Below are 25,654 nucleotides of genomic sequence, written 5' to 3'. Positions count from 1 at the left end.
GTGCCGTCTTCGATTGCTTGCTATAAAAAGCGCTGCACCCATTTCGCGCAACGTTCTGTGTCCCGGGCTTCATAGGCCTTCAGAGCTTGCGCAGGGGTCATATCAAAATTCTCTTCGCTGTCCTCGCCAAGCGCAGTCAAACGCATGGTGTACCATGCAGTGACGCCGCCACGCGGCGGTGCCTGAAATGTAGGAAACTCGGGATCGCGGCTATGCGCGCCCAGCCACATATTCGCAAGCGATGGATTCAGCACCATGGCACGTGCAAGCCCGATCGCGTCGGCGCAACCACGTTGAAGGGCCGCCATGGCCCGATCTCGGGTCTCAAAGCCGCCTGTCAGCATGATCGGGATCGATGTCACGCGCTTCGCAGATTGGCCGAAATCGGCGAAGTACGGTCCGGATGCGGATAAGCCATCGGAACTCGACGCTGCACCGGGAAAGTAGGTTCCCCCGCTGATGTCGATCAGATCCACTGACGTGCGGTCGAGCAAGCGCACGATTTCCAATGCATCGTCTGTCGTCAGGCCGCCATCGAGCTTATCGGTCGCGTTGATTTTGATGCCAATCGGGTAGAACGGCCCGACGGCCTCGCGCACCGCCGCGATCACGTCGCGGACGATGCGAAACCGCCGCTCGATCGTGCCACCATAGGCGTCGTTACGGTGGTTGAACAAAGGTGACAGAAACTGACTGAGCAGAAATCCGTGGCCTGCATGGATCTGGACGCCGCCGAACCCGAAATGCTGCGAAAGTGTCGCGGCGCGCGCATAGGCTTGTGGCAAATCGTGGATCTCAGTGATCGACAGGGCGCCGCAAACGAGCCCCTCGACGTTCAGCGCGGATGGTCCTTTCGGCGTGCTGATAGGCCCATGGGACAACGCGCCTGCATGGCCGAGTTGCGGCCAGATATGGGCATTGTTTGCCGCCCCTCGCCTGGCGAGTTCTCGCATGGCGGGCAGGTCGGCATCTGGGACCAGCACGAGATTTCCTGGCTTTTCAGGGTAGTATGAGCTCGTCTGAACCTCACCGATCAATGAAAGCGCAGGGCCGCCATTTGCCCATCTCTCATACAACCGCATCTGCGTCTGGGTGGGGTTTCCCGCCCCGTCACCCAGTGAGTCTGACATCGCAGACTTCACCAATCGGTTTTTCAATTGAACGCCACAGGGCAGGTCGAGTGGCTGAGCAAGCAATGTCTGTTTGTCGGTATCGGTTTGGAGCATATGTCTATCCATCGATATATCTCGATATTTAGGTTAATTTGGTCAAGATAAGGACCAGCTTTGATGATGGCGCTACCGCTTTAGAAGCTCATCTTGAACGGCTGTTAGAAACCTTTGAATGTTCTCCTCGTCGCGCCGATAGAACGTCCACTGGCCATGCCGCTCGGCCACCACAAACCCAGCCTGTTTCAACAGACCCATATAGTTGGAGATTGTGGACTGAGACAGCTGCGCCTTTTCCTGGATGTAGGCGACACAGACACCTTCCAGGTCCTCGTGGCCCGGAAGAGGCGGCGGGAAGTTTGAACGGACCTTGAGCCATTCCAGGATCCTTCGGCGGACCGGGTTGTTCAGAGCTGCGATTGATTTCTCAATGTCCATATATCGAAATATCTCGATATGCAGGCTTTATGTCAAGCGTATCGTTTGGAAGTATCGAAAGCGGTTTGGTATCGTTCATCTCCTTGGATGCTCTTCCACATGCGCGGCACCGATTGGAAACGGGTCGCCACAGATCAGCTTAGGCATTGGCCTACTTGGACGTTTCTAGAAAACGCTACCGTTTACCTCAAATACGACGCGCATTTCCTTTGCGCTGCGGCGCAGCTTTGGGTTAGTTAAATAACGTCTGGCCAGCATGGCGGACCCTAATTCGAGACACGAGTGGAGCGAGGAAGCTCGTGGGTGGATGGAGGGTTCCTGGGGTCGGGACCCTCCATTTTTTTTACACGGATTGATCGTGCCAACGTGATTGGCGTGTGAAGCCAAGGCGCCGTTATGTCTGCTGTATCGACCGACACTCGGAGAGATAGGATGCCGACTATGCCCCTTACCCATTGCGATGGCCTTGCCGGCCTCGGGCCGATCACGCCAAAATCGGACGAGCCGGACAACGACCCCAAGCGCGGCGGCTAAAGCCCACCCAGCGCGCAGACAATTTCCCACTCGGTTGCTGTGACAGGTTGAACAGACAGGCGCGAGTTCTTGACCAGAACCATACCGGCCAGGCGCTCATCCGCTTTGATCTGATCCAGCGTTACCGGCTGTGGAACGGGCTTGATGGCTTTGATGTCCACACATTCCCATCTGTCGTCGTCGGTCGTGCTGTCGGGATGCGCTTCGGCGATGACTTCGACCAACCCGACCACGGCCTTTTCGGTCTGCGAATGGTAGAAGAACCCACGATCGCCGACCTTCATCTGCCGCATGAAATTGCGCGCTTGGTAGTTGCGCACACCGTCCCATTCCTCGCCGACACCGCCTTTGGCGACCTGTTGGTCCCAGCTCCATGTCACGGGTTCGGATTTGAACAGCCAATAGCTCATCAGCCGATCACCTTCTTCCATTCCTCGATCCGCACGTCCTGGAACAGGCCCGCTTTCGCATAGGGATCTTCCGCCGCGAATGCATGGGCGTCGGACATATCATCGACCTCCAACACCAAAAGCGATCCGCACATATCGCCGTCTTCATTCAAGAACGGACCCGCACTGATCAACTGATCGCTGCCCTCTAGATAGGCCAGATGCGCCTCGCGATTTTCCAGACGGACTTTCAGGTGGTTTGGCTTGTCGGTGCAGATAAGCGCGGCGAACATGGACATTTACTCCGGTCTAAGAGGGCGCGACAGAAGGTGGCTGAGCGCGCCGTCGATGTCCAGTGTGCCATCCGCCAGCCGCGCCACGGTATCTGCGATGGGCGTATCCGCATGAGCCTGCAAGAGTTGGCGCGCGGTGTGCAGACCTTCGACGGTGGTGCCCTCGGGCAAGCGTTGCCCGCGCGCCAGGGCCATGCCGAAGCGAAAGTTGCGCGACTGCTCTGATCCGCAGGTCAGGATCAGATCGCCCAAGCCGCTGAGCCCGGTCAGCGTTTCCGCCTGCGCGCCCTGTGCGGTCGCATAGCGTGTCATTTCGGCGAAGCCGCGTGCGATCAGAGCGGCGCGCGCGCTTTCGCCAAGGCCAGCACCGATCACGGCCCCTGCGGCGATTGCGATCACGTTTTTCAGCGCACCGCCAAGCTCAGCACCGGTTACATCGCCGGTGCGATAGAGACGTAGGGTCGGTGTCGAAAGAGAGGCCTGTAAATCAGCGGCGATGGCGTCTTCTGCGCAGGCAAGGGTCAGGGCGGTTGGCAGCCCGCGCGCGATATCCGCCGCAAAGCTTGGCCCGGTCAACTGTGCAACCTGCGGGACTGCCTGGGCCAGCAAACCCGTCGGGCCCAGCCCCGTTTTGCGGTCGATCCCTTTGGCGCATGACACGGCGACATCCGCCCGCAGCTTTGTTTCGGCGACAAACGCTCCGATGCTTTGCGTCGGCAAAGCCACCAGCGCCACCAACGCTGTGCAATCGCTTAGGTTCCCCGTGACGTGCAAGCCGTCCGGCAAGGAAAAGCCTGGCAAGCGCGGGCTCTCACCGCTCGCCAATGCCGCAGCATCCCGCGCCCACAACGTTACCTGAAGTCCGGCCTGCGCATAGACAATCGCCAGCGCCGTGCCGAAGGCCCCCGCGCCGATGACATCCAGCTTCATGCTTTTGCCCCGCGCTTGCCCGACCCGATCATCGGTGCCGCCTTTTCATCCAGCGGCCAGCGGGGGCGCGCAACCAGATCCATCCCGTCACTTCGCCCATTCTCGAATGCCAGCATTCCGGCATAGGCGATCATCGCGGCATTGTCCGTGCACAGCGCCAGCGGAGGGGCCACAAACGGCAAGTCACTGACTGATTGCAGCCGTTCGCGCAGTGTTTGGTTCGCGGCAACGCCGCCAGCTACTGCAAAGGTCGTGACCTCTGCCAGCGCCAGGGCGCGCGCGGTCTTTTGCGCCAGCACATCGGCAACAGCGGCTTGGAAAGAGGCGCAGAGATCCGCCCGATCCTGTTCGGTCAATCCGCCATGTTTCGCAATGATCGTATCGCGGGTGCGCAACACGGCGGTTTTCAACCCGGAAAATGAGAGGTCACAGCCGGGTCGGTCCAACAACGGACGCGGAAGCGCGAAGCGCTTTGGATTGCCCCCTTGTGCGGCCGTCTCAACCGATGGCCCACCCGGCTGCGGCAAGCCCAACAGGCGCGCCACTTTGTCGAATGCCTCGCCGGGGGCATCGTCAATCGTGCCGCCCAGACGCACAAAGCGCTCCGCGCCTTCGACCCGCAAGAATTGGCAATGGCCGCCAGAGACCAACAGCAAAAGATAGGGGAACGCGATCCCATCGGTCAGGCGCGGCGTCAGGGCGTGACCTGCCAAGTGATTGATACCGACGAGTGGCCTGCCCAGCCCCATCGCCAAACCCTTCGCGGCCATCACGCCCGCCAGCACTCCGCCAATCAGGCCCGGGCCCGCCGTGACCGCAATCGCGTCAATGTCAGACAAAGCGGTCTTCGCCTCTGCCAAAGCCTGTTCCACCATCAGATCCAGTGCTTCGGCATGGGCGCGCGCCGCAATTTCGGGCACCACACCACCAAACTTGGCATGCAGATCGGTCTGACTTAAGACCACGTTCGAGAGGATCCGGGGTGCTGTGCCAGGCCCGCGCAGGATCGCGGCGGCAGTGTCGTCGCAAGAGCTTTCAATGCCAAGGATGATCTGAGACATGGGATGGCGCCGCCGTTGTGTGGGCTTGGCTCGCGGGGTAACACTCCGCCCTATGGCTGTCTACTCACCCCCAACCCTGCTGCTCACGCGTCCCCGCGCGGGGTCCGAGCGATTTGCGGCGTCGTTGACGGGGTTCGACGTGGTTATCGCACCTCTCATGGAGATTGTAGGGACCGGCGCCGCCATTGACCTGACCGATGTGCGGGGCATGGTCCTGACCTCACAGAATGCATTGCCGTTTCTTCCGGACTGCACGCCGCCAGCCTATTGCGTCGGCCCAACAACGACGGCCGCCGCGCTGGCCCATGGGTTGAAGGCGCAGCAGGTGGGTATGGATGCGGACACGCTTGTCGCCATGTTGACCCAAATGGCGCCGGAGACCCCGTTGCTGCACCCGCATGGTGTCCATAGTCGCGGCCATGTGGCGACACGTCTGACCGAAGCGGGGATCGCGACATGGGAGGTCGCGATCTACGATCAACGTCCGCTGCCTCCCGATGACACATTCGCCAAAGCGCTTGGCGCTAAAGACCTCATTTTGCCGGTCTTCTCACCGCGCAGCGCCAAATTGCTCGCTGGCGCGATCCCATCCTTGCCCAAAGATGCGCGCGTCGTCGCAATCAGCGCTGCGGCGGCTGCAGAACTCCCACCCTCTTGGGCAGAGCAGATCCGCATCGCCGACGCACCAAATGGCCGGGCCATGCGCGCAGCGCTGCATCAGGCCGCGCGTCGCGATAAAATACTGCGGAATTCCCCCTAGATGCGGGCGATGCGACATGACACGTTACCGAGGGCTGACTCGGCCTATATGTCACTATAGATTGACAAAAACGAATAGCAGACAAATGGGGGGCGTCGGCCCATGGCGAAGAAACCGTCCAAATCCAAACCGGACCAAACCGCAGAGACCGATAGTGTCGCGGCGGACACGGTCGAGCCGACCCCATCGTCCGATACGGTCGAAGGCGATCTGGGCGGCGACACGGTGTTGGTCGGCGATGGCAGCCTGGGCGAAGACAGCGTTGCACCTGAACCCGATCCCGACACGGCGGTGACCGTGGAACCGGGTGACACGATGGCCGCTGAGCGCACCGATGAAAACGACGACGCAAGTCAAACCGAGATTGTCGACGAAACCCCGCCGCCCGCGGCGACGGCACCGACACCGGTGGTCGAACAACGCGGTCCTGGCTTTGGCGCGCTGCTACTAGGCGGCATCGTCGCCGGGGCGATTGGGTTCGCGGCGGCCTACTTCACCTTTGGGCAAGGCGCCGATACGTCTGAACAGGATGCCGCCCTTGTCCAAGCCCTGAACACCATCGAAGCGCAGCAAGGTGCAATCGACACGCTGCAGACGCAAGTGGCCGAGCTTGCCGCGATCGAACCGCCCACCATCCCCGAAGTCGATCTGTCGAGTGTGGAAGGCCAGATCGCCGCGGCAGAAACCCAGATTGGCGAGGCCGATGCTGCGATTGACGCCCTGACTGGCCGTATCGAAGCACTAGAAGAGCGTCCTGTCTTCACCGGTGAGCTTGATGAAGACAGCGCCGCCATGGCCGCTGCGGTCGAGGCGTTGGAAGCCCGCCTAAACGAAGAACGCGATGCGGCGGCGGAGGCTGTTGCGGCGGCTGAAGCCATCCAGGCCGCAGCAGCCAGCGAGGTGCAAGAGGCCGCCGCTGCCGCACAAGCGGCCATTGCCGAGGCGGAGGCACGCGCGCAGGAAACCGCGGCGGCGACACAGGCGCAAGCCGCCCTCAGCCGGGTGCAGATCGCCATGGCATCCGGCGCCCCATTCGCCGATGCGCTGGCCGATCTGCCGGTTGAGGCGCCCGACGCGCTCGCTGCCGCCGCCGAAACGGGCGTGCCAACGCTTGAAGAGTTGCAACGCAGTTTCCCTGCGATGGCTCACGCCACGTTGTCTCAAGCGATCCGCGAGAACGCTGAAGATGGAAGCACAGCGGAGCGCGTTGGCGCCTTCTTCTCGGCGCAGTTGGCCGGACGCTCGACCGAACCGCGTGAAGGCACCGATCCAGACGCTATCTTAAGCCGGGCTGAGGCCGCTGTGCGCGCCGGTGATCTGGAAACCGCATTGACCGAAATTGAAGCACTGCCCCCGGGTGCGCGCGCGCTTCTCGACGATTGGGCGTCCGATGTTGCGGACCGTGCTGCAGCGGATGCCGCCCTGGCCGATTTGGCCGCAACGCTCGACAATTAAGGAGAGCGCCGAATGCTCTGGTCCCTTTTCAAAATCGTCGCATTTGTCGTGATCGTCGGGCTCGTCGTGGTGGGCGTCGCGCAAGTGTTCGAGATGCGCGATATCGGCTTCCTCACGATATATGGCCGTGAATATGAGATCACGCCGATCAAAGCGCTGCTGGGCAGTGTTGTGTTGGTGATCGGCTTTTGGCTGGCCTTCAAGCTGGTCGGTTTGCTTTGGGCGACGTTCAAGTTCCTGATCGGAGATGAAACGGCGTTGAGCCGCTATTTTGACCGCCGATCCGAGCGCAAAGGATATGAGGCGCTGTCGGAGGGCATGATGGCTTTGGCCGCCGGTGAAGGCCGCTTGGCCATTCGCAAAGCGGAGCGCGCCGAAAAGTATCTGGGCCGCCCCGAACTGACCAATCTGGTCGTCGCGCAAGGTGCCGAGATGGCGGGCGATCGTGATCTGGCAACGACGACCTTCAAAGCGATGGTCACCGATGATCGAACCCGTTTCGTCGGTGTCCGGGGCTTGATGAAGCAGAAGCTGGAAGCGGGCGAGACCGAAACCGCCATGAAGCTGGCGGAGAAGGCGCTCGCGCTGCGACCGAAGAATGCCGATGTTCAGACGACCTTGATCCGCTTGCAATCTCAACATGAGGATTGGGCCGGGGCCCGCACAACACTCGCCGCTGCGCTGAAATCCGGCACGATCCCACGTGATTTGCACAAACGTCGCGACGCCGTTTTGGCATTGGCCCATGCCCGCGATGCAATCGCGGAGGGCCAGGTGGAGGCCGCGAGTCGCGATGTCGCCGAGGCCAATCGGCTTGCCCCGGGCCTTGTGCCCGCTGCAGCCATGTCGGCGCGACTGGCCGTGGAAGCGGGCAACAAGCGTCAGGCTTCAAAGGTCATCCGCAAGGCTTGGGACCAGGCTCCGCACCCCGATCTGGCGGCGGCTTTTGCCGAGATTGAACCCGATGAGACGCCTGCGCTTCGGTTGCGCCGGTTCCGCCCGCTGCTGGGCAAGCACGCGGGACATCCCGAGGTGAAAATGCTTGAAGCCGAGCTACAGATCGCGGCGGAGGATTTCCCCGCCGCGCGGCGCGCTCTGGGAGATCTGGCCGAAGCCTCGCCGACCGCGCGTTCGGTCACTCTGATGGCTGCCATTGAGCGCGGTGAAGGTGCCGAAGATCGCGTGGTACGCGGCTGGCTCGCGCGCGCCGTGACCGCCTCGCGCGGCAATCAATGGGTCTGCTCCAATTGCGGTCATGTGCACGAGGATTGGCGCCCCACTTGCACCAATTGCGACGGGTTCGATACGCTTGAATGGTCTGAGGTCCACCAATCCGAAGCCGCCCTGGCGGGGCCTGCACAAATGCTGCCGTTGATTGTCGGCGCGATCGAAGATCACTCGGAGCCAGACGCAGACGAGGCCGAGATCGTGGAGGACGCAAATGTGGTCGACAGCACCGCCGATGCGTCAACGGACGCCGACAATGATGACGCCATACCTGAGCCCGAAACAGCGCGAAATTAGGTCTACCCATTCTCCGCACGGCTTGCTATGAGCGCCGCCGATAAGCCGCGCTGCTGGGAAGCCGATGGTCCTTCGCAACCGGCACCCGATGCGACGTATCGAAGGTCTCGTCGGACCAACAAGAGAGAAGAATGCCGCTGTAGCTCAGCTGGTAGAGCACGTCATTCGTAATGATGGGGTCGGGGGTTCGAGTCCCTTCAGCGGCACCATTCTTCCTCAGACATATCACGGAATTTAGCGGACTAATCAGCGCCTAAAGGAAAGCCTTTTTTGCTCGGTGAAGCTGTACTGGCGCTCCTGTGGCTCAATCACTTCGATCATGAGCGCGCCTGTTCCAGAATCCTGGGCGTTGCACCGGCGGACTCTGCCAATCGCTTTTAGGAAGACTAAAACCTGAGCGAAAAAACCCAAAGTGGTAGGCCCGCAAAGGAGCAGGTCAGAACAGATTAACGCTGCCGTCTGACTACCAGCTGCCATTATCAACGCGCCCGGCGTATACATCACGCCGGAGTTTCAGACGGCCGTTTTGAAACCTTGAATCCGCTTCGAGACACTCGGTTGCATCAAGGTCGTCTGCGTAGCGAAAAGGGTGGCTACGCTCAAAAGGCGGCAACCTGAAGAAAACCGCTGGTGCCTATTTCCAAATTGAAAAGGCCCGCGCGGGTATGTCGAGCGGGCCTTAGACTATACTTTTAAATCTTTGGAATTTAAGCGTAAACGCCTTCTTTGCCGAAATGCTTGGTCAGCATGTAGTAGACAACCGCGCGGTATTTGTTCCGCTCGGATTTGCCGTAGGTCTCGATGACTGTGTCGATCGCATTCATCAAGTCGGGGCCGTCGGGCAGGCCGAGCTTTTTCATCAGGAAATTGGTTTTCACCGTCTCCAACTCGCCTTTCTGACTGCCGGCCACTGTGGATGCATCGGCATCGTAGATGGCTGGCCCGCAACCGATGGTTACCTTGGTCAGAAGCGCCATATCAGGCTCCATCCCGCATTTGTTGCGAAGGTCGTCGGCATATTGCGCGATCAAGTCGTCACGTTTTCCCATGGGTGCATTTTCTCCCTGTAAAGTGTTGTCTGTCCCACCCCGTCGCGTGCTACGACGCAAGATCACGCGAACGTTAACCGCATGCACGGGCTTCACAAAAGCAAAAGTTTTAGGGGAAAACGTGCCCGGCAATCCCATGCGCAGGAGTGATCGGGCTGCGCCGGACCGGCTTGACAGGTCTGAAACAGAATCCGCCCGCCTGCTTAGGGGCAGGCGGGCGGTTGACCGGATCTACGGATCGAGAGATCAGCTGATCACATACTCACCATCCAAGGCTTCCAATTCGCTTTCGTCGATCTCAGGCATCGCTTCCAGTTCAGCCTCTGTGTAGCCGTCTAGCATCAACTGGTTTTCGGCGTCACCCATCGAGAAGGCGCCCAAAGGCAGAGCAACCGTGTATTCGCCCAGGCCAAGGAACCCACCGATGCCGATAACGGCCTCGTATCCGTCTGCGGTTTCGATGATGTAGTCGATTTCGCCCACATCGGCTTCACCGTCGGCACCCATCGCATGCACATCCATCCCGACGATTTCGGACACGGTCATACCCGCGAAAATTGCCGTATCCCTCAGATCGCGATCACCCATTGTAACCTCGGTGGCGAGTTCGGTTTCAGCACCAGTTTCGAGCTCACTATCTGTCGCGATGTCTGTGTCGAGAACCGGCGTTTCGACCTCGGTATCCGTTTCGGATTCGGCGGTCACGTCAGCGTCCAGCAGCGGGGTTTCGACTTCGACGTCGGTCTCGCCGCTTGTCGATTGTGCGATGGCCGGCATCGCCAAAGCAAGGATTGCGGCAGTGCTTAGAAGGGTGTTTTTCAGGGTCATGGTGCATCTCCTTTCGACAATGAGGCAACAGCGCCTCGTCTGACAAGGAAACGAAGCGACCCCCTGGAAGGTTCCAGGGGGCCGTGAAAAAAAGTATACGTAACAAACGCTTACGCGGTGGATTAACCAAGTCAACGCGCAAGCGCGTCAGTCAGTTCCCCGCGCGCTCATCAATACCGGTAGTGTTCAGGCTTAAAGGGACCGTCCTGCGGCACGCCAATATAATCTGCTTGATCTTTGTCCAGCTCTGTCAGTTTCACGCCGATCTTTTTCAGATGCAGACGCGCGACCTTTTCGTCGAGCTTCTTAGGCAGAATGTAGACTTGGTTCTCGTAGTTTTCGCCGCGTTGCCAAAGCTCCATCTGCGCCAATACCTGGTTGGTGAACGATGCGCTCATGACGAAGGAGGGATGCCCGGTTGCATTACCAAGGTTCAACAGGCGTCCTTCCGACAGCAGGATCAACCGATTGCCTGATGGCATCTCGATCATATCCACCTGCTCTTTGATATTCGTCCATTTATGGTTCTTCAGGCTCGCCACCTGAATTTCATTGTCGAAATGGCCGATATTGCCGACAATCGCCATATCCTTCATCTCGCGCATATGCTCGATACGGATGACGTCCTTGTTGCCGGTGGTGGTAATAAACACGTCGGCGGTAGCGACTTCGTCTTCCAACAACACAACTTCAAAGCCGTCCATGGCCGCTTGAAGGGCGCAGATTGGGTCAGCCTCCGTCACCTTGACGCGAGCGCCCGCTCCCTGCAGTGACGCGGCGGAGCCTTTGCCTACATCGCCATAGCCGCAAACCACGGCAACTTTGCCGGCCATCATCGTATCGGTGGCGCGGCGGATGCCGTCGACCAAAGATTCTTTGCAACCGTATTTGTTGTCGAATTTCGACTTGGTGACGCTGTCATTCACGTTGATCGCGGGGAACGGCAACTGGCCGTTCTTTTGCAGATCATAGAGGCGATGCACGCCGGTGGTCGTCTCCTCGGACACGCCCTTGATCTGATTGCGCATCTTGGTGAACCAGCCGGGGCTTGCCTCCATCCGCTTCGTGATCTGGGCCTTGATGACGGCCTCTTCCTCGGATTGCGGCACAGCGATGATTCCTTCACCGGCTTCGGCACGGGCGCCGAGAAGGATATAGAGCGTCGCGTCACCGCCATCGTCCAGGATCATATTCGGCCCGTCGGGGAACATGAAGGATTTGTCGAGATAGTCCCAATGTTCTTCCAGGGATTGGCCCTTGATGGCGAAAACAGGCACACCCGCTTTGGCGATCGCGGCGGCAGCGTGATCTTGCGTCGAGAAGATGTTGCACGACGCCCACCGGACATCGGCGCCAAGCTCAACCAACGTCTCGATCAGCACAGCGGTTTGGATCGTCATATGCAGCGAGCCGACGATCCGCGCACCTTTCAGCGGCTTCTCCGCGCCATATTCTTCACGCAGGGCCATCAGGCCTGGCATTTCGGTTTCGGCGATGTCGAGCTCTTTGCGGCCAAACTCGGACAGTGCAATGTCTTTGACGACGAAGTCTTCCATGTTTCTGCCTCCTGGGGCGTAAACTCTGTGCTTTGGAGGGCCACATAGCAGCCACCCCACACTCGGGCAATGGCGCCCAGGATCTACCTTGATCCGCGTCAAAGGATCTTCATCGATTTCATGCACAATAGATGTCAGATGAAACTGACAGAGGTCGTCTGATGTCCCTTCCCAAGATGATGAAAGCCGCCGTCGTGCCCGCTTTGGGCCAACCCCTGGAAATCCGTGAATTGCCAGTGCCGGAGATCGGGCCTGGTCAGGTTTTGATGCGCACCCGTGCCTCGGGCGTCTGTCACACCGACCTGCACGCCGCCGAGGGGGATTGGCCGGTCAAACCCACCGCGCCTTTTGTACCGGGCCATGAAGGGGTCGGTGAGGTTGCTGCCGTGGGGGCGGGCGTCACCCATCTGAAAGAAGGCGACCGGATCGGTGCGCCCTGGCTGCACACCGCCTGCGGCCGTTGCCCGCATTGTGTCGGCGGCTGGGAGACGTTGTGCGAAAGTCAGCAGATGACAGGCTACACTGTGAATGGAGGCTATGCTGAATATGTGGCCTGCGATGCGAACTATGTCGGTCTCTTACCCGACGAGCTGGAGTTCGGCCCTGCCGCGCCGGTGCTCTGTGCCGGTGTGACCGTCTATAAAGCCTTGAAAGAGCTGGAGGCGAAAGCCGGTGATTGGATCGCGATTTCCGGCATCGGCGGTTTGGGGCATATGGCAGTGCAATATGCCAAGGCGATGGGTTTTCATGTCGTGGCGGTCGATATCCAAGACGACAAACTAAAGCTTGCCCGCGACTTGGGGGCTGCTGTCACGATCAACGCGGCGGATATGGACCCGGTGGCGGAGTTGCAGACGCAGATGGGCGGCGTGCATGGCGTGCTGGTCACTGCGGTTTCCAACAGCGCCTTTTCCCAGGCTGTGGGGATGCTGCGCCGTGGCGGTTTCATGTCGTTGGTTGGTCTGCCGCCCGGAGATTTCCCGCTGCCGATTTTTGAGATTGTGCTCAAGCGCATCACGGTACGCGGGTCGATCGTCGGGACGCGCAATGACCTGCGTGAGGCGCTGGCCTTCGCGGGCGAGGGCGCGGTGTCCTCCCACTTCAGTTGGGATGAACTGGACAACATCAACGCCATTTTCGATCGGATGCGCGCCGGTCAGATCGACGGTCGGGTTGTTCTGCGGATCTGAGTTATTGCTAAAACAGAAGCGGGCCGTGCGGATCCCCTCCGACGGCCCGTGTTACGATTGCAAAGACACTCGGCTTACTTGCCGTCGCCCTTATCGCCTTTTTTCGTCGGATCGCCTTTGGCGCCACCTTTATCGTCTTTCGACATTGCAAAAATCCTTTCTTTGAATGCTGTTCGCTCAAAAAGGCTAGCCGATCCTGCATCGAGATAGCTACAACTTTCCGAAATTTGCGGTTGTCGCTCAGCAATGCTTGAGGCGCTGCGGCAGCCCGGATCGGATAGGATGAGGCATGGCAAGAACACAAGCACGGGCCTGGCAACGGATGCTATCGGGGCGCAGATTGGATCTGCTGGATCCGACGCCGGTCGATATCGAGGTCGAAGATATTGCCCATGGCCTGGCCTTCGTGGCGCGATGGAATGGTCAAACAAAGGGCGACTACGCCTATTCCGTGGCTGAGCATTCCATGCTCGTGACCGATATCTACACCCGACTTACTCCTGATGCGCCGGTGAAGTGGCGCTTGGCCGCCCTTCTGCATGACGCGCCCGAATACGTGATCGGCGACATGATCAGTCCGGTGAAGGCGGCTGTCGGCCCTGGTTATGGTGCGCTTGATGATCGGTTGACTGCGGCGATCCATTTGCGATTTGGCTTGCCCGCGACACTACCGAAAGCGGTCAAGGCCCGGATCAAAAAGGCCGACAAGATCTCAGCCTGGCTGGAGGCCACGCAGCTTGCGGGGTTTACGGATGCGGAAGCCAATCGCTTTTTCGGCACCCCCGATCTGCATGTGATCGATGGGCTGGTTCTGCGCTTGCGGCCGCCTGCCGATGTGCGCATGGATTTCACCGCGCGCCACGCGGCGCTGATGGAGGCGTTATGATCACGATCCGTCCTGCACACTCGCTCGACGCGCGGCAAATGGCCGAGCTGTTGTCCGAGATTATCGCCATTGGCGGCACAACCGCTCTGACGGGCGAGGTCACCGTAGAGACAGTGAAGACATGGCTGGCTGCGGCCTGTGATCGATCGGTTTGGCACGTGGCCGAAGCGGAAAGTGGTGACATTGTCGGATTTCAATGGATCAAGCCGCAGCCGGATCTGCCGCCCGACGTCGCCGATATCGCGACATTCGCGAAGCCTGGGCAACAGGGGATGGGCATTGGGTCGCGCCTATTCGATGCCACCTGCGCGGCTGCCAAACAGCTTGGCTATACCTGGATCAACGCCAATATCCGTGCCGACAACATCGGCGGCTTGGCCTATTATCAATCCCGCGGGTTCGAAGATTACGGGGCGATCAAAGCGTATCCGATGGGCGACGGGCAGATCGTCGACAAAGTCTTGAAACGCTTCGATCTTTGATATTCTGAGTTACAGAATACCGGTTTGGCGCAACCACCGGCGTTGATCCCGGGAATCCCGATATCGCTCGGCGCGTGTGCGTTTGTCATCATGGGCCCAATGGTCCGGTGCATCCCATTTCCGGTCATGCAAAGTTGCTGTCATTAGGCTCCTGGCAAGGATTGAAAACATCGCAGCCTCCTATATCTGAACTGCAAGTGTGATACGCCCTTGCGCGACGATTCCCTAATCGGCAATAGTGTCAATATATAAGATGAGGTGACATATGGATTGGCGTGACATCCCTTCCCTCTCGGCATTGCGGGCGTTTGAGGCCGCCGCGCGGCTTGGATCATTGTCAGAGGCCGCGCGCGCGTTGAACGTCACCCATGCGGCTATCGCGGCCCATGTGCGTGCGTTGGAGGCTGATTTTGGCCAACCGCTTTTGCAGCGCGCTGGGCGCGGCATGGTGCCTACCTGTGCCGGTGCCGAGTTGGCGCGGGACTTGGGGACGGGGTTTGCCGAAATTGCCGCCGGGGTGCGTGCGCTTCGGGCCGGTCGTGAGGATCGGCCTGTGACGCTGACGACAACGCCCAGCTTTGCGGAAAGCTGGCTGATGCCGCGCCTGGCAGCCTTTTGGGCCGAACATCCCGATGTGCCGCTGACGATCCTAACCAATCAGGATCTGGTGGATCTGCGCCGCGAAGGCATCGATTTGGCGATCCGTCACGGGCGCGGCCCTTGGCCGGGAATGGATTCGCAGGTGCTGACCCGTGCGACCATGGTTGCTGTGGCCCAGCCGGGTCGCTTTCCGCAGTCCAAAGGCGGCCCCGAGGCAAAGGACGCTTGGGGGCGCTTGTCCGAGTTTCCGTGGCTGCTGGACGTCTCACATAGCGAATTCAATAAGCGGTTGTTCAGGGTTGGTGTTGATCCCACCAAGTTGCGCGCCACAGAACTGCTGTCGAATGCGCTGATCCTGCCAGCCTGCCGAGCGGGCGGAGGCATTTCCGCCCAGCCATTGGCCTTGGTAGAGCGCGATGTGGCAGAGGGGCGCCTGGAAGTGCTGGCGCAGGAAAAGGACAGCGAAATGGCGTATCATTTGCTGCACTTGCCAGGCATTTTGAAACCGCGGGTGAAGGTGTTTGTAACGTGGCTGCAGCGAGATCTCAAAAAGCGGCCGCAAGCTGAGCTGTGTTAGGAGCAGGCGACCCCGGCGCGCGTCTGCCCATTGGCTGAGCGGGTTGGATCGCTGCTGCTCCACCCCCGAAACGCACGATCTTGGAATACCAAGACAAGCCCGTCCCGCCACTCTGCGGCGCTGATCCCGGCGCCGCACTGCTCTGGCCCAATCAGGCTGGTAGGTTGCGCGCCTTGAAGGCGTGACACCGTCTCGATCACACCCGCTCTGTCGCGTCCGAAATCAATGCGTAGGCCCGTGCCGAGCGGCTCGATGCCGCCCGGATCCAGGCGAAACGGCAAAATCGGCGGCGGCACTGCGCTAACGCAGGCCGAAAGAGCCAACAATCCGAGAAGCGCCAGACCGCGCATGCCTCAACGCGGGCTGCGTTTGGCGAGGATACGCTGCAAAGTCCGGCGATGCATGTTCAGGCGGCGCGCGGTTTCCGAAACGTTGCGGTCGCAAAGCTCATAGACCCGCTGGATATGTTCCCAGCGTACACGATCAGCTGACATCGGGTTTTCCGGCGGCGGCGGCATCTCTTCCTCACCAGCTAGTAGCGCTGAGGTGATGTCATTCGCATCTGCGGGCTTCGAGAGGTAATCCGTTGCGCCCATCTTTACCGCGGCCACAGCCGTTGCGATGGCGCCGTAGCCTGTTAGCACGACGATCCGGCTATCGGGTCGCTTCTCGCGTAATGTCTCGACAACGTCGAGGCCGTTGCCATCCTCAAGCCGCAGATCAACGACGGCATAGGCCGGGGGACGGGCTGTCGCGATGGCAGATCCCGCCGCGACCGAGGATGCAGCCTCTACCTCGAATCCGCGCTTCTCCATTGCCCGTTCAAGCCGCCGCAGAAACGGCTCATCATCATCTACAAGCAACAGCGATTTGTCTGTGCCAATCTCGCGAAGCGTCCGGTCAGGTGCTGCCATATTGGTCGTCTCCTTTGGTCCCTATCACTTAGGTATAGGCATCCTTGGCTTTTGGTCAATTTGTCGCGGATGAAAAGGATTTGGGACGCCAACAAAAAAGGGCGCCTCAATCGGCGCCCTTGGTGTCGGATTCTCGTTCCATCAAACGGCTTCGTCGATCCATTTTTGCAGCGCGGCCTTTGGCGCTGCACCAACTTTATTAGAGATAACCTCGCCATCTTTGAACATGAACAGGGCGGGAATACCACGCACACCCAATTGCATTGGCGAATTCGGATTTTCGTCCACGTTAACCTTAACGATTTTCACACGCCCCTCATATTCAGAGCTCAGCTCTTCCAGCGCGGGGCCAATCTGTTTGCACGGACCGCACCATTCGGCCCAAAAATCGACGACAACGGGGATGTCGGATTGCTTTACTTCGCTGTCGAAGTCAGCGTCGGTGACAGTCGTGGTGGCCATGGCAGATGTCTCCTGGCAGGGTTAGGTCGGAGCCGGAAGGTATGGATGCGAGCGGCGCGGGTCAAGCACCCCTAGCGCGATCCAATGCGGCAGACACGAGATCGTGTGGCAGTGGCATCAGTGTCGCGGTGCGTGACCACAAGATTGCAGTTTCAATTTTATGGTGTGGATAGATGGGTTTGAGCATTTCGGCATAGGCACCCATCTGTCGCAATAGCCCTTCTGGGACCTCATCGGGCGCTGCGGGGACCGTCGCATTTGTTTTGAAATCCACAGCCAATACATGTGTGTCCGTCACGATCAATCGGTCGATCTTTCCAAACATCGGACCGCCTAGCGTGTTTGACTCGCCGGTAATCTCCACCTCGGCCAATGTGTCCTGGGCAAAAACATGGGATAGCTGTGGTGTGGTCAGGGTCGCAACCGCTTCCGCGAGGATAGGGCCCAGATCAAGATCCGATATATCACCGTCTAGCGCAGCGATCCCGGCGCTGGCGGATTGCCACGCGGCCAGAGGCAGGAGTGGAAGATGCTCCAGGAACAAATGTGCAATCCGACCGCGTTTCATGGCGGTGTCGGTATCGTCACTTTCCCCGGGCAGAGCCTTTGCGCCACCAAGGTCCGAGGGCGACCGGACGCCAATGTCTTTTTCAGGCCTTGGCGCTGGGGTGTCCGCCCAAGCGGGCAATTGCACTTTGTTGACCTCTACCGTTCGGGTCGCGGCATTGGGCCAAGCGCCTGTTTGCACGCGCTGGCCGTTGCCCTCAAGCCCCGGGATGGTCAATGCCTCGGGCTTCATCGCTTCCATCGCATCTGCGACGATCTTGTACCAGGATCCGCCGGCGGCGCGTCCCAATTGGCCAGCGGCGGCGATGATAAGCCAGCTCTCAGCGCGGGTAAGCGCAACATAGAGCAGGCGGTTCGCCTCCTCGGCCTCTCGGGCTTTGCGGGCATCGTCCAGTGCGCGCGCCTCGTCGCTCGCGTCACTGCCGCCAGGCGACCAGAGCAATGGGCCATCTTCGGGTTGCAGCAGCCGAATGCCGGGACCTGAGCCACGCGCCATGGCGCAATCAGGCAGGATCACAACCGGCGCTTCCAAGCCCTTTGCACCATGCACGGTCATCACACGGATCTGCCCCTCGGCTTGGCTGAGATCCCGTTTCACCTGCACTTCGCCGCTTTCCAGCCAACCGATGAACCCGGTCAGCGAAGGCACATCGCTTACCTCGTAGACCATCGCCTGGGCCAGGATTGCGTCGATGGCATCCTCGGCCTCCGCACCCAGACGTGCCGTCAAATTGCGGCGTCCGTCATAGCGGATCAGTGCACGTTCAAGCAGATCATAAGGCTGGAGGAATTCGGCCTGGCTGATCAAATCCGATAGCATGCCGTAGGCGTTTGGAAAATCATCGTGTCGCTTGCGGAGCGCAGGCCAGAGATATCCTTCGCGGCCATGGGCAAGGCTGTAAAGGTCGGCCTCGGACATGTTGCACAGCGGCGACCGTAAGACCGCGGCAAGCGACAAGTCATCCTCTTGGGTGGCCAGAAAACGGCACAGAGCCAAAAGGTCTTTCACCGCCAGGGGTGCAGTCAATTGGCTGCGATCCACACCGGCGACGGGCAACCCGGCAAGTTTCAACGCGGCGATGATCTTGTGAAACAAAGGTGATCTGGACCGCACAAGGATCAAGATGTCGCCCGCCCCCAAAGCCCGCCCGTTGATCTCGGGCGGGGTTGCCAGCATATCCGCGATACGCGCAGCTAAGGTTTCGGCCAATATTTTGGAATGGTGATCCTCGGCCACCAAATCCTGAGGGTCGTCCCAAGTAGGATCCTCGCTGCCCTTCACGGGCTCGATCCAAGGCCACAAATCGACCCGCCCCGGTTTGTCACCGAAAAACGCCCGATGCGTGATGTCATCGCCCAATCCAGGTGCGCCTAAGCGCATGGCAACATGGTCCACCAGAGCCAAGATGGGCGGTGCTGAACGAAACGAATGGATCAGTGCCGCGTCCGGTTGGAAAGGAGCATTGATCTCATCCAATCGAGCCTTGAAGTGGCCGCGCATCCTGTCAAATTCCGAGGGATCGGCACCCTGGAACGAATAGATCGATTGTTTTTTGTCACCGACGACAAAAATTGTCCGCTGCACATCGGCACGGGCGCCGACACCTGCCGCGAAATCATCGGCCAATTGCGAGACGATCTGCCATTGCCGCGGAGACGTGTCTTGGGCTTCGTCCACCAGAATATGATCGATCCCGCCATCAAGCCGAAACAGAACCCATTGCGCCACGTCGCGATCGGTCAGCAGCTGGTTCATCCGTGTGATAAGATCGTCGAAATCCAGCCAGCCGCGCGTTTGTTTGGCCATGGCGTAGGCGGGTAGGAACGCTGTGGCAAATTGATGGAGTGCGAAAGTGCGCTGTGCCGTAGCAAAACCGGTGCGCAGGGGGCGAACCTCGGCCACCGCCTCGATCAACGCGTTCAAAACATGCAGATCGTCGCCGAGTGCGATACGGATATCGGCGTTGCCGATTTTGTTGATCTTGGGGGCGAAGGGCACCTTGGATTTCTCACCGGTCAGCAACACGCTTTCCAATAATGCCAGGTCAGACAGACGTGGTGCATCCCAAGTGACGTTTTCGAACACACGCAGGACGCTCGCAGTGCTGCTTCGTGGGGTCGGGTCGAAATGCCTGCACATTCGTGCGGCGGATTGACCGAGGCCAGGCTGAAACACCGATGCGATTAGTTTGGCTTCCGTCAGATCCTGTGGGATTCCCAGATACGCACAAGTCATGTTCCAATCCGCAGGCGCGGTCAAATCTGCTGACCGGCCAGCCACGGCGCGCGCGAGGTTCGTGAGCCCATCGTCTCCGGACAAGTGCGGGGCAACTGCCTGGATTGCCGACAAGCCGTGATCTGTATCGGCCAGAGTATCCAGTAGATCCGATATCAATCGTTTCTGCGCACGCTCATCAATCTCGGTGAAGGCAGGGCTTACTCCGGCCTCCAACGGGAAACGCCGCAGGACTGACGCACAAAAGGAATGGATCGTCTGGATCTTAAGCCCGCCCGGCGCCTCGATGGCGCGGGCAAACAGCGTGCGGGCCGCATTCAGAAGCTCAACCGATAGGGTGTCTTCCTCCACCCCAATTCCAAGCAGCATCTCGCGCAGATCTATATCGGACTTCATGGCCCATTGGCCCAACCGCGTGAACAGGCGGTTCTGCATCTCCATCGCTGCGGCTTTTGTGTAGGTCAGGCAGAGAATGCGTTCAGGCGGCACGCCGTCCAGCAACAGGCGCGCCACCCGATCCGTTAATACGCGTGTCTTACCTGAACCGGCATTCGCACCCAGCCATGTGGATATGCGCGGATCGGCTGCAGCGTTTTGGGCGCGTGTGGCATCATTCACCATCGGCGCCTCCGACCGGCAAGATTGTCGCATCTGTGGTCGCATCCCACTCGCCGTATCGCGCGAGGTGGTCGTAGTCGCCGGTATCGAACGTCTTGCTGGGTGACCTGCGCGAGGTAAATCCGACATCCTGCCGCCGGTAATGCGCGATCAGCTTGCCAAGCCCATTCAAGACCTGTGCAAATCGTGCCTCATCGGGATGTTCATCGCGAATTTCCGGATTGGTACCTAAGCCGATATAGGCCATTCGTGCGACGTCTAGAGGGTGATCCGCAATTGCACCGCCGCGGGCCATCAGAGCTTCCAGCCAAAGCTGCTTATTGAATGCGGTGACTTCTTGTTCGGTGGGTACCCGCCCCGTCTTGTAGTCGTAGATCGCCACCCGACCGTCCGGGAGCCGGTCAATGCGATCCGCCGTGCCTCCAAGCGTCAGCGACAGGCCCGGCACGTCCCACTTATGAAAGTCCTCAACCAACCAAGGCTCGGCCAAGTCGCGCAACTCCGCTTCGCGCGCGAGGTACCAGGGCGCCACCTTTCCAAGGCGTTGCCGCCAAAGCGCTCGAACAGCATTTTGCGATAGTTCTGTTATAAGAATATCGTCGCAAATATCGGAGAATTGCTGCGCAGCATTTTCAGGCAGGTCGTTCGGTATTTGCTTCAGAAATTCCTGCAAAATCCTGTGTATGATCGTTCCGCGCAAGCGAGCGTCCGGCACGGTGTTTAGCGGGTTTAGCGCGCGCAGTTTTAAGATGTGCCGCGCATAAATCGCATATGGGTCTCGAATAAGTCGCTCCACATCCGTCACGGACAGATAGCTTAGGCGCGCACCCGTCTGAGGCGACGGGGCGGGGCGCGGTGCCGGGGGATGTGTGGTGTGTGGCGCAACCAAGGCCTGTGCGCGTGCAACCCAAAGATGGCCCCGTGCGGACATGTCTGCCAGCGCTTTTTGCGTTTCGTCGCTGGCCCCGCCGAGCAGGTTCACAAGACGGTTCACCCAGCGCGCAGGCACGGTGTCAGTTTCATCGTCACGTTTGGCGCGGCTCAGCCAGACTTCACGCCCCGCAATACCTTGCTGGAAATCATGGGCGCTTAGACCGACCACTCGATCCGGTAAGCGCAGGCCCGCTTCGGAGCGCAACGGTCGGTTCAGCCAAGGGTCTGCCTCAGCCGGTTTGGGCCAGATCCCTTCGTTCAACCCAGCAAGAATAGTGAGATCTGCGCCTTGGACGCGCGCTTCTTGAGTGCCCCAGATCAACACGTCGGCATGGGGGCGGACCGCAAACCGCACCTCTCTATCAGCAGCCAGAGCCGCGAAGAAATCCGCGTAGTCACGTGCCGACATCGCACCGCCGCTCGCGGCGTCCTTGCGCAGATCCTCCATCAAGCGCGCAGCCTCGGCGCCGGGTTCTTTCTCGTAGAGCTCAGCCGTACTTTTTGGATCAACCGGGTTGGATCCCGCGGCCAGTCCTTTGCTCAGATCAGCATGGTTTTGAACGAGTTTTGAGAACGAAGCAGTGCCCGCTAGGTCATACATAAGAATTTTGCAAAGCCACTCAACCCAAAGTTTCGCCCCTGCGTCATCGCTGCGCTTAGCGGCCCATGCACGGAAAGCCGGTGCGTTCGGCTTGGCCAGACCGCGGCGCAGAACCTGTAGCTCAAGATCCCGCGTGCGCAGCAAATGCACAGCTCGATCCGGACCGCTATGGCACAACGGATGTTTCAGCAGCGCGACCAGGCTTTCGTTTGTCATCGGATGCGCCACCAACTCGGCGACCTGGCGCAAGAAGCGACCTGGGGCGGTTTGAGCCAGAACCTGACCACCGGACTCGTCGGGCACAATGCGCCATCGGTCCAGTTGCGCGCTTACCATGCGTGACAAGCGACGATCGGGCGTGACCAATGCGGCACGCTGACCGTCTTCGACAGCCTGCCGAAGACGCAGCGCAATCGCGGCGGCCTCCATTTGAGGAGATGGCGCCTCAAGCAAGGTGACGTCGGCCAGAGCGCCTGAAATATCGCTTAGCTGCGGCCCTTCAACCCGCCATTGATCGGTGACCGGGGCCGGTCGCAATGCCAATGACACCAAGCGGTTGCGCGCAGGGTTGGTCGGCGCGGTATCAATCCAGTTCGCGGCGTCGTCGGGCGCCAACCCCAGATGGTCAAGCAGCTTGGCCAGCCGGAATTGCGGATGATCTTCGCCCGCCAGGCCACTTCGCCGATTGTCGAGCAGATCGCGCCAGATGGCCGACGGCATGTCGCGATCAATCCCGGGCAAAATCACGGCGCCCTGCGGCAGTTGTGCGACCGCTTCCATCAGTCGAAAGGTCGCGCGGCGGGATCCGGTCGACCCAGCAACCAAGACCGGATGTGCCGGAGGGTTGAGCCGCCACTCCGCGATCAACCGATCGACTACCATTGCCTGACGGCCCTCTGGTGTCGGGCGGTCGCTGGCGGCGATCAGATCCGAGGCAATCCCTAGAAACGCCTGTGCACGGGCCCAATGCGCCGAGTGTTCGCCCATATTCAACGCGGCGATGTCGGCGGGGGCGACGCCTTCCTCGACCATTTCTCCCAGAAAGTCCGCAAGGCTATCAGCAAGGGCATAGATCGCAGATCGCGGGGCAAGGGATGGGTTGCGATCCAAGAGTTTGGAGATCAACTGCGCCAATTCAAGCCGTAGGGCCAGGGGCGACATTGCGGGGGGCATCCCCTCCATATCCGCAGTTTCCGACAGGGCCAGGACGGGACGAATGCGCGGCAATAGGCCCGGTCCGCGCTGCGCATAGAGGGTGTGCAGGCGCCGCTGCATGCGTAGGTTCGCAACATGGATCTCGATGCGTGCCAGTACCTCTGGGCCTTGTCCCGCCAGTCGTGCATCCAGCCCATCGATCAGGGCCGAACAAAAATCGACCCCGATGGGTGTGGCAAAAACGCGAGCTTTCTGCGTCGCTTCAAACATGGGTGGCCGCCATTGCCTCCGCCGCTGCGATACCTGCCGCATGCCCGACATCGGCCCATGTTCCCGGATAGACCAAACCGAATAATCGTCCCTTGGCTTGGCAGTTTTGCCAGACATCCATCAACGAAAAGACGTCGCGTGGATCATCGATTGCGGGTTTCGCATTTAGAATTTGTGCGCCTGTGTAAACATGGCTGCCGTCCTGTTTGTTGAGCGTAAGTCGTCCGTCAGCATCAATCGAAAAATCGGGTCCTTCGGTTCGTCCGACGGCGCGATGCAACGGCACAAGTAACAATAAAACGTCCATCCGTGTCTCATCGAATGCCTTGCGCAACATACTGATCGGGTTGGGGCCAGCCCAGACGTTATCGGCGTTCAAGCTCACGAGGATATCGCCATGGGCATGACGCATCGCATTCTTAACGGCACCACCCGAATCCAAAATCTCAGGGGTTTCGACAAGGCAAGTCACATCGGATGGCAGATGGCGTTCAATCTGATCAGCGTGGTAGTGAGCGTTCACCATGATGTGCGCAATCGAGGCGTCACGGGCAATGTCGAGCGCGTGGTCCAAAAGGGGTTTGCCCGCAACTTTGATCAGAGGTTTCGGGAGATCCTTTGTCAGATCTCCCATGCGCTTACCGAAGCCTGCCGCCAATATCAGACAGTGTGGCGCGGCTCCGCTCCAGCTTTCAGTGTGGCGCAACAGATCGGTAACGGGGTCTTTTAACTCCGGCAATTCGTCAACGCACCGCAAGATCAGAGCCCGTGTCCTCGGCAGGAAGTCTCGGTAGTGGGGTTTGCTGTCCTGGGTCGACAGCCGATGAAATATACCCAAAATGCGTAGATTTCGGATAAGAGATAATGCGGCAATCCTGGCTGAAGAAAAATCAGATTCTGATATAAGAATATCTCTAAGGCTTTCCGGAACAACGCGCCTGGGATCATCAACAAGCGATGCGAGATCATACCCGGCGGGAAGCAGCATGGCGTCTTGGTAATCCAAAAGACCGATCTGTGCGTGACCTTTTCGATCGGGTAGCCAGAGTAAGTTGTCCCCATGGACGTCTCGCAGCGACAAGACCGGCGCGCCTGATGCATGTCGACGCAGCGCCTCTTCAAGCGCATCGAGCAAGCGGCTGTTCAGTGCTGCAGGTGTATGCGCCAGATCCAGAGTGAGCCTGACCATATCCGCCATCTCGCCGGGATCGGGTGCCGAAAGACCTTCGGGCGGTGGCGCCTCGTTCAATCGAGGCAATAGATCAGCCGCCGCTTGATAGGCGACGGTCGCGCGTTCGGGGTCCCTTTCCAACAGAAAAGACAGCGTTTGGTCGCCTAAATCCTCCATCAAGATCAAGCCATGGTCAGGATCGGCCGCATATTCCTCGGGGGCGGACAAGCCCAAGCGGCGCAAATGCGCTCCGATGTGCCGAAACGCATCGAGACTTTGCCGCGACTGTGTTGTCTCGACCGGTGCGTTCATCAAAATTGCGGTTTCAGATCCGCGGAACAGTCGGACATATAGCCGGGCTGACGCGTCGCCAGCGATGGACACCTGGCGCGCATCGGCCCACCCTGCCGCAGACAGAAACTGAGAGATCATCCCGTTAAAACCTTGGTCAACTGGCTGCCAAAGCGTGCGTCAGGGCCTAAGGAAAGATGTGCTCGGCGCGACGTACCGTTCACCGCCAGATGCAGCAGGGACGCGTCTGTCGGCCAATCCGGCGCAAGGCGATCAGGCCATTCGATCAGGCAAATGTCGGTTCCCAACGCCTCATCCAGACCCAATTCCAACAATTCTGCGGGATCGCCTAATCGATAGAGATCAGCGTGCCAAATATGTATACCGCCGGGCAGAGGATAGGTCTGAACCAGGGTAAATGTTGGGCTTGGAACCGGTTCTTCCGGATGGTGAAGAGCCGCCCGGATCAGCGCGCGCGCCAAATGGGTTTTGCCTGCCCCAAGACCACCGGACAAAAGCAAGGTGTCGCCGGGCTGCAAGATCTTGGCCAGGCCCGCGCCAAGGGCGTCGGTGGCCGTGTCATCCACAAGCGTCGCTTCGGCGATGACAGGCCAGCCCGGTCTTTGCGGTGAGTCTGGATCAATTGCAATCTGGACAGGGTCAGCCATGCCCCTGAATGCACCAATCCGGTTATCCCCTGCAACCGTTAGGCCGT

The 25,654-nt window shown here is 59.6% G+C and carries 24 protein-coding genes and 1 tRNA gene; 8 read left to right on the top strand and 17 right to left on the bottom strand.

Going from position 1 to position 25,654, the window contains the following annotated elements:
• Positions 1–20 precede the first annotated feature (20 nt).
• The 6 genes from V8J82_RS06840 to tsaD form a co-directional block, all read right to left on the bottom strand.
• Positions 21–1,238 carry an oxidoreductase gene (locus V8J82_RS06840; protein WP_339973486.1) on the bottom strand — a complete coding sequence of 406 codons (1,218 nt, stop codon included), beginning with the start codon at positions 1,236–1,238 and terminating at the stop codon, positions 21–23.
• 60 nt (positions 1,239–1,298) lie between these two features.
• On the bottom strand, positions 1,299–1,607 hold the full coding sequence (locus V8J82_RS06835; protein ID WP_339973484.1) for an ArsR/SmtB family transcription factor: 309 nt from the start codon (positions 1,605–1,607) through the stop codon (positions 1,299–1,301).
• Positions 1,608–2,137: 530 nt separating this feature from the next.
• Positions 2,138–2,551: an EVE domain-containing protein gene (locus V8J82_RS06830; RefSeq protein WP_339974544.1), complete on the bottom strand. Its 414-nt coding sequence runs from the start codon at positions 2,549–2,551 to the stop codon at positions 2,138–2,140.
• On the bottom strand, positions 2,551–2,823 hold the full coding sequence (locus tag V8J82_RS06825) for a YciI family protein (protein WP_339973482.1): 273 nt from the start codon (positions 2,821–2,823) through the stop codon (positions 2,551–2,553). Before V8J82_RS06825 ends, V8J82_RS06830 begins: the two co-directional genes overlap by 1 nt.
• A 6-nt stretch (positions 2,824–2,829) precedes the next feature.
• Positions 2,830–3,753: an NAD(P)H-dependent glycerol-3-phosphate dehydrogenase gene (locus V8J82_RS06820; protein ID WP_339973480.1), complete on the bottom strand. Its 924-nt coding sequence runs from the start codon at positions 3,751–3,753 to the stop codon at positions 2,830–2,832.
• Entirely contained in the window at positions 3,750–4,814 is a 1,065-nt protein-coding gene (tsaD, locus tag V8J82_RS06815) for a tRNA (adenosine(37)-N6)-threonylcarbamoyltransferase complex transferase subunit TsaD (protein ID WP_339973478.1), read from the bottom strand. The genes V8J82_RS06820 and tsaD overlap by 4 nt, the downstream gene beginning before the upstream one ends.
• Positions 4,815–4,866: 52 nt before the next feature.
• Between tsaD and V8J82_RS06810 the strand changes: the two genes are divergently transcribed.
• The 4 genes from V8J82_RS06810 to V8J82_RS06795 all read left to right on the top strand — a co-directional run bounded on the left by V8J82_RS06810 (position 4,867) and on the right by V8J82_RS06795 (position 8,762).
• Positions 4,867–5,574 carry a uroporphyrinogen-III synthase gene (locus V8J82_RS06810; RefSeq protein WP_339973476.1) on the top strand — a complete coding sequence of 236 codons (708 nt, stop codon included), beginning with the start codon at positions 4,867–4,869 and terminating at the stop codon, positions 5,572–5,574.
• Positions 5,575–5,676: 102 nt separating this feature from the next.
• Entirely contained in the window at positions 5,677–7,029 is a 1,353-nt protein-coding gene (locus tag V8J82_RS06805) for a hypothetical protein (RefSeq protein ID WP_339973474.1), read from the top strand.
• Between the two features lie 12 nt (positions 7,030–7,041).
• A complete protein-coding gene (locus V8J82_RS06800; RefSeq protein WP_339973472.1) occupies positions 7,042–8,553 on the top strand; it encodes a heme biosynthesis protein HemY in 1,512 nt (503 codons plus the stop codon).
• Between the two features lie 133 nt (positions 8,554–8,686).
• A tRNA-Thr gene (locus V8J82_RS06795) sits at positions 8,687–8,762 on the top strand.
• A gap of 498 nt (positions 8,763–9,260) precedes the next feature.
• Here the strand turns inward: V8J82_RS06795 and V8J82_RS06790 are convergent.
• The 3 genes from V8J82_RS06790 to ahcY form a co-directional block, all read right to left on the bottom strand.
• Entirely contained in the window at positions 9,261–9,602 is a 342-nt protein-coding gene (locus V8J82_RS06790; protein WP_339973470.1) for a DUF2853 family protein, read from the bottom strand.
• A gap of 246 nt (positions 9,603–9,848) precedes the next feature.
• Positions 9,849–10,430 (bottom strand): hypothetical protein, encoded by a 582-nt coding sequence (locus V8J82_RS06785; protein WP_339973468.1) that lies wholly within the window; start codon positions 10,428–10,430, stop codon positions 9,849–9,851.
• 170 nt (positions 10,431–10,600) lie between these two features.
• Complete coding sequence (gene ahcY / locus V8J82_RS06780; protein ID WP_339973466.1) at positions 10,601–11,986, bottom strand: adenosylhomocysteinase; 1,386 nt, start codon at positions 11,984–11,986, stop codon at positions 10,601–10,603.
• Positions 11,987–12,147: 161 nt separating this feature from the next.
• Between ahcY and adhP the strand changes: the two genes are divergently transcribed.
• The 3 genes from adhP (at position 12,148) to V8J82_RS06765 (ending at position 14,544) form a co-directional block, all read left to right on the top strand.
• Positions 12,148–13,176, top strand: coding sequence for an alcohol dehydrogenase AdhP (adhP, locus tag V8J82_RS06775; RefSeq protein ID WP_339973464.1), 1,029 nt, complete (start codon positions 12,148–12,150; stop codon positions 13,174–13,176).
• A gap of 289 nt (positions 13,177–13,465) precedes the next feature.
• On the top strand, positions 13,466–14,062 hold the full coding sequence (locus V8J82_RS06770; protein ID WP_339973462.1) for an HD family hydrolase: 597 nt from the start codon (positions 13,466–13,468) through the stop codon (positions 14,060–14,062).
• Entirely contained in the window at positions 14,059–14,544 is a 486-nt protein-coding gene (locus V8J82_RS06765) for a GNAT family N-acetyltransferase (RefSeq protein WP_339973460.1), read from the top strand. The genes V8J82_RS06770 and V8J82_RS06765 overlap by 4 nt, the downstream gene beginning before the upstream one ends.
• 9 nt (positions 14,545–14,553) lie before the next feature.
• Here the strand turns inward: V8J82_RS06765 and V8J82_RS06760 are convergent, their stop codons facing one another.
• Positions 14,554–14,688, bottom strand: coding sequence for a hypothetical protein (locus V8J82_RS06760; protein WP_339973458.1), 135 nt, complete (start codon positions 14,686–14,688; stop codon positions 14,554–14,556).
• A 121-nt stretch (positions 14,689–14,809) separates the two neighbouring features.
• Between V8J82_RS06760 and V8J82_RS06755 the strand changes: the two genes are divergently transcribed.
• A complete protein-coding gene (locus tag V8J82_RS06755) occupies positions 14,810–15,721 on the top strand; it encodes a LysR family transcriptional regulator (protein WP_339973456.1) in 912 nt (303 codons plus the stop codon).
• Here V8J82_RS06755 and V8J82_RS06750 read toward each other — a convergent pair.
• The 7 genes from V8J82_RS06750 to tsaE form a co-directional block, all read right to left on the bottom strand.
• The gene (locus V8J82_RS06750; protein WP_339973454.1) at positions 15,718–16,071 is read right to left on the bottom strand and encodes a hypothetical protein; all 354 of its coding nucleotides are present in this window, start codon (positions 16,069–16,071) and stop codon (positions 15,718–15,720) included. The genes V8J82_RS06755 and V8J82_RS06750 overlap by 4 nt on opposite strands.
• A gap of 3 nt (positions 16,072–16,074) precedes the next feature.
• Positions 16,075–16,635: an ActR/PrrA/RegA family redox response regulator transcription factor gene (locus V8J82_RS06745; RefSeq protein WP_339973452.1), complete on the bottom strand. Its 561-nt coding sequence runs from the start codon at positions 16,633–16,635 to the stop codon at positions 16,075–16,077.
• A 141-nt stretch (positions 16,636–16,776) separates the two neighbouring features.
• Positions 16,777–17,097 (bottom strand): thioredoxin, encoded by a 321-nt coding sequence (gene trxA, locus V8J82_RS06740; RefSeq protein WP_339973450.1) that lies wholly within the window; start codon positions 17,095–17,097, stop codon positions 16,777–16,779.
• A 61-nt stretch (positions 17,098–17,158) separates the two neighbouring features.
• Positions 17,159–20,521: a double-strand break repair helicase AddA gene (gene addA / locus V8J82_RS06735; RefSeq protein ID WP_339973448.1), complete on the bottom strand. Its 3,363-nt coding sequence runs from the start codon at positions 20,519–20,521 to the stop codon at positions 17,159–17,161.
• Positions 20,511–23,477 carry a double-strand break repair protein AddB gene (gene addB, locus V8J82_RS06730; protein ID WP_339973445.1) on the bottom strand — a complete coding sequence of 989 codons (2,967 nt, stop codon included), beginning with the start codon at positions 23,475–23,477 and terminating at the stop codon, positions 20,511–20,513. The genes addA and addB overlap by 11 nt, the downstream gene beginning before the upstream one ends.
• Complete coding sequence (locus V8J82_RS06725) at positions 23,470–25,080, bottom strand: phosphotransferase (protein WP_339973443.1); 1,611 nt, start codon at positions 25,078–25,080, stop codon at positions 23,470–23,472. Before V8J82_RS06725 ends, addB begins: the two co-directional genes overlap by 8 nt.
• Positions 25,077–25,607, bottom strand: a complete 531-nt coding sequence (gene tsaE, locus V8J82_RS06720) for a tRNA (adenosine(37)-N6)-threonylcarbamoyltransferase complex ATPase subunit type 1 TsaE (RefSeq protein WP_339973440.1) — start codon at positions 25,605–25,607, stop codon at positions 25,077–25,079. The genes V8J82_RS06725 and tsaE overlap by 4 nt, the downstream gene beginning before the upstream one ends.
• Positions 25,608–25,654: the final 47 nt, after the last annotated feature.

This window comes from Gymnodinialimonas mytili, assembly GCF_037544085.1.
Lineage (GTDB): Bacteria > Pseudomonadota > Alphaproteobacteria > Rhodobacterales > Rhodobacteraceae > Gymnodinialimonas > Gymnodinialimonas mytili.
The sequence above is the reverse complement of the archived record's forward strand: the minus strand, read 5'-3'. Positions and strand labels throughout refer to the sequence as shown.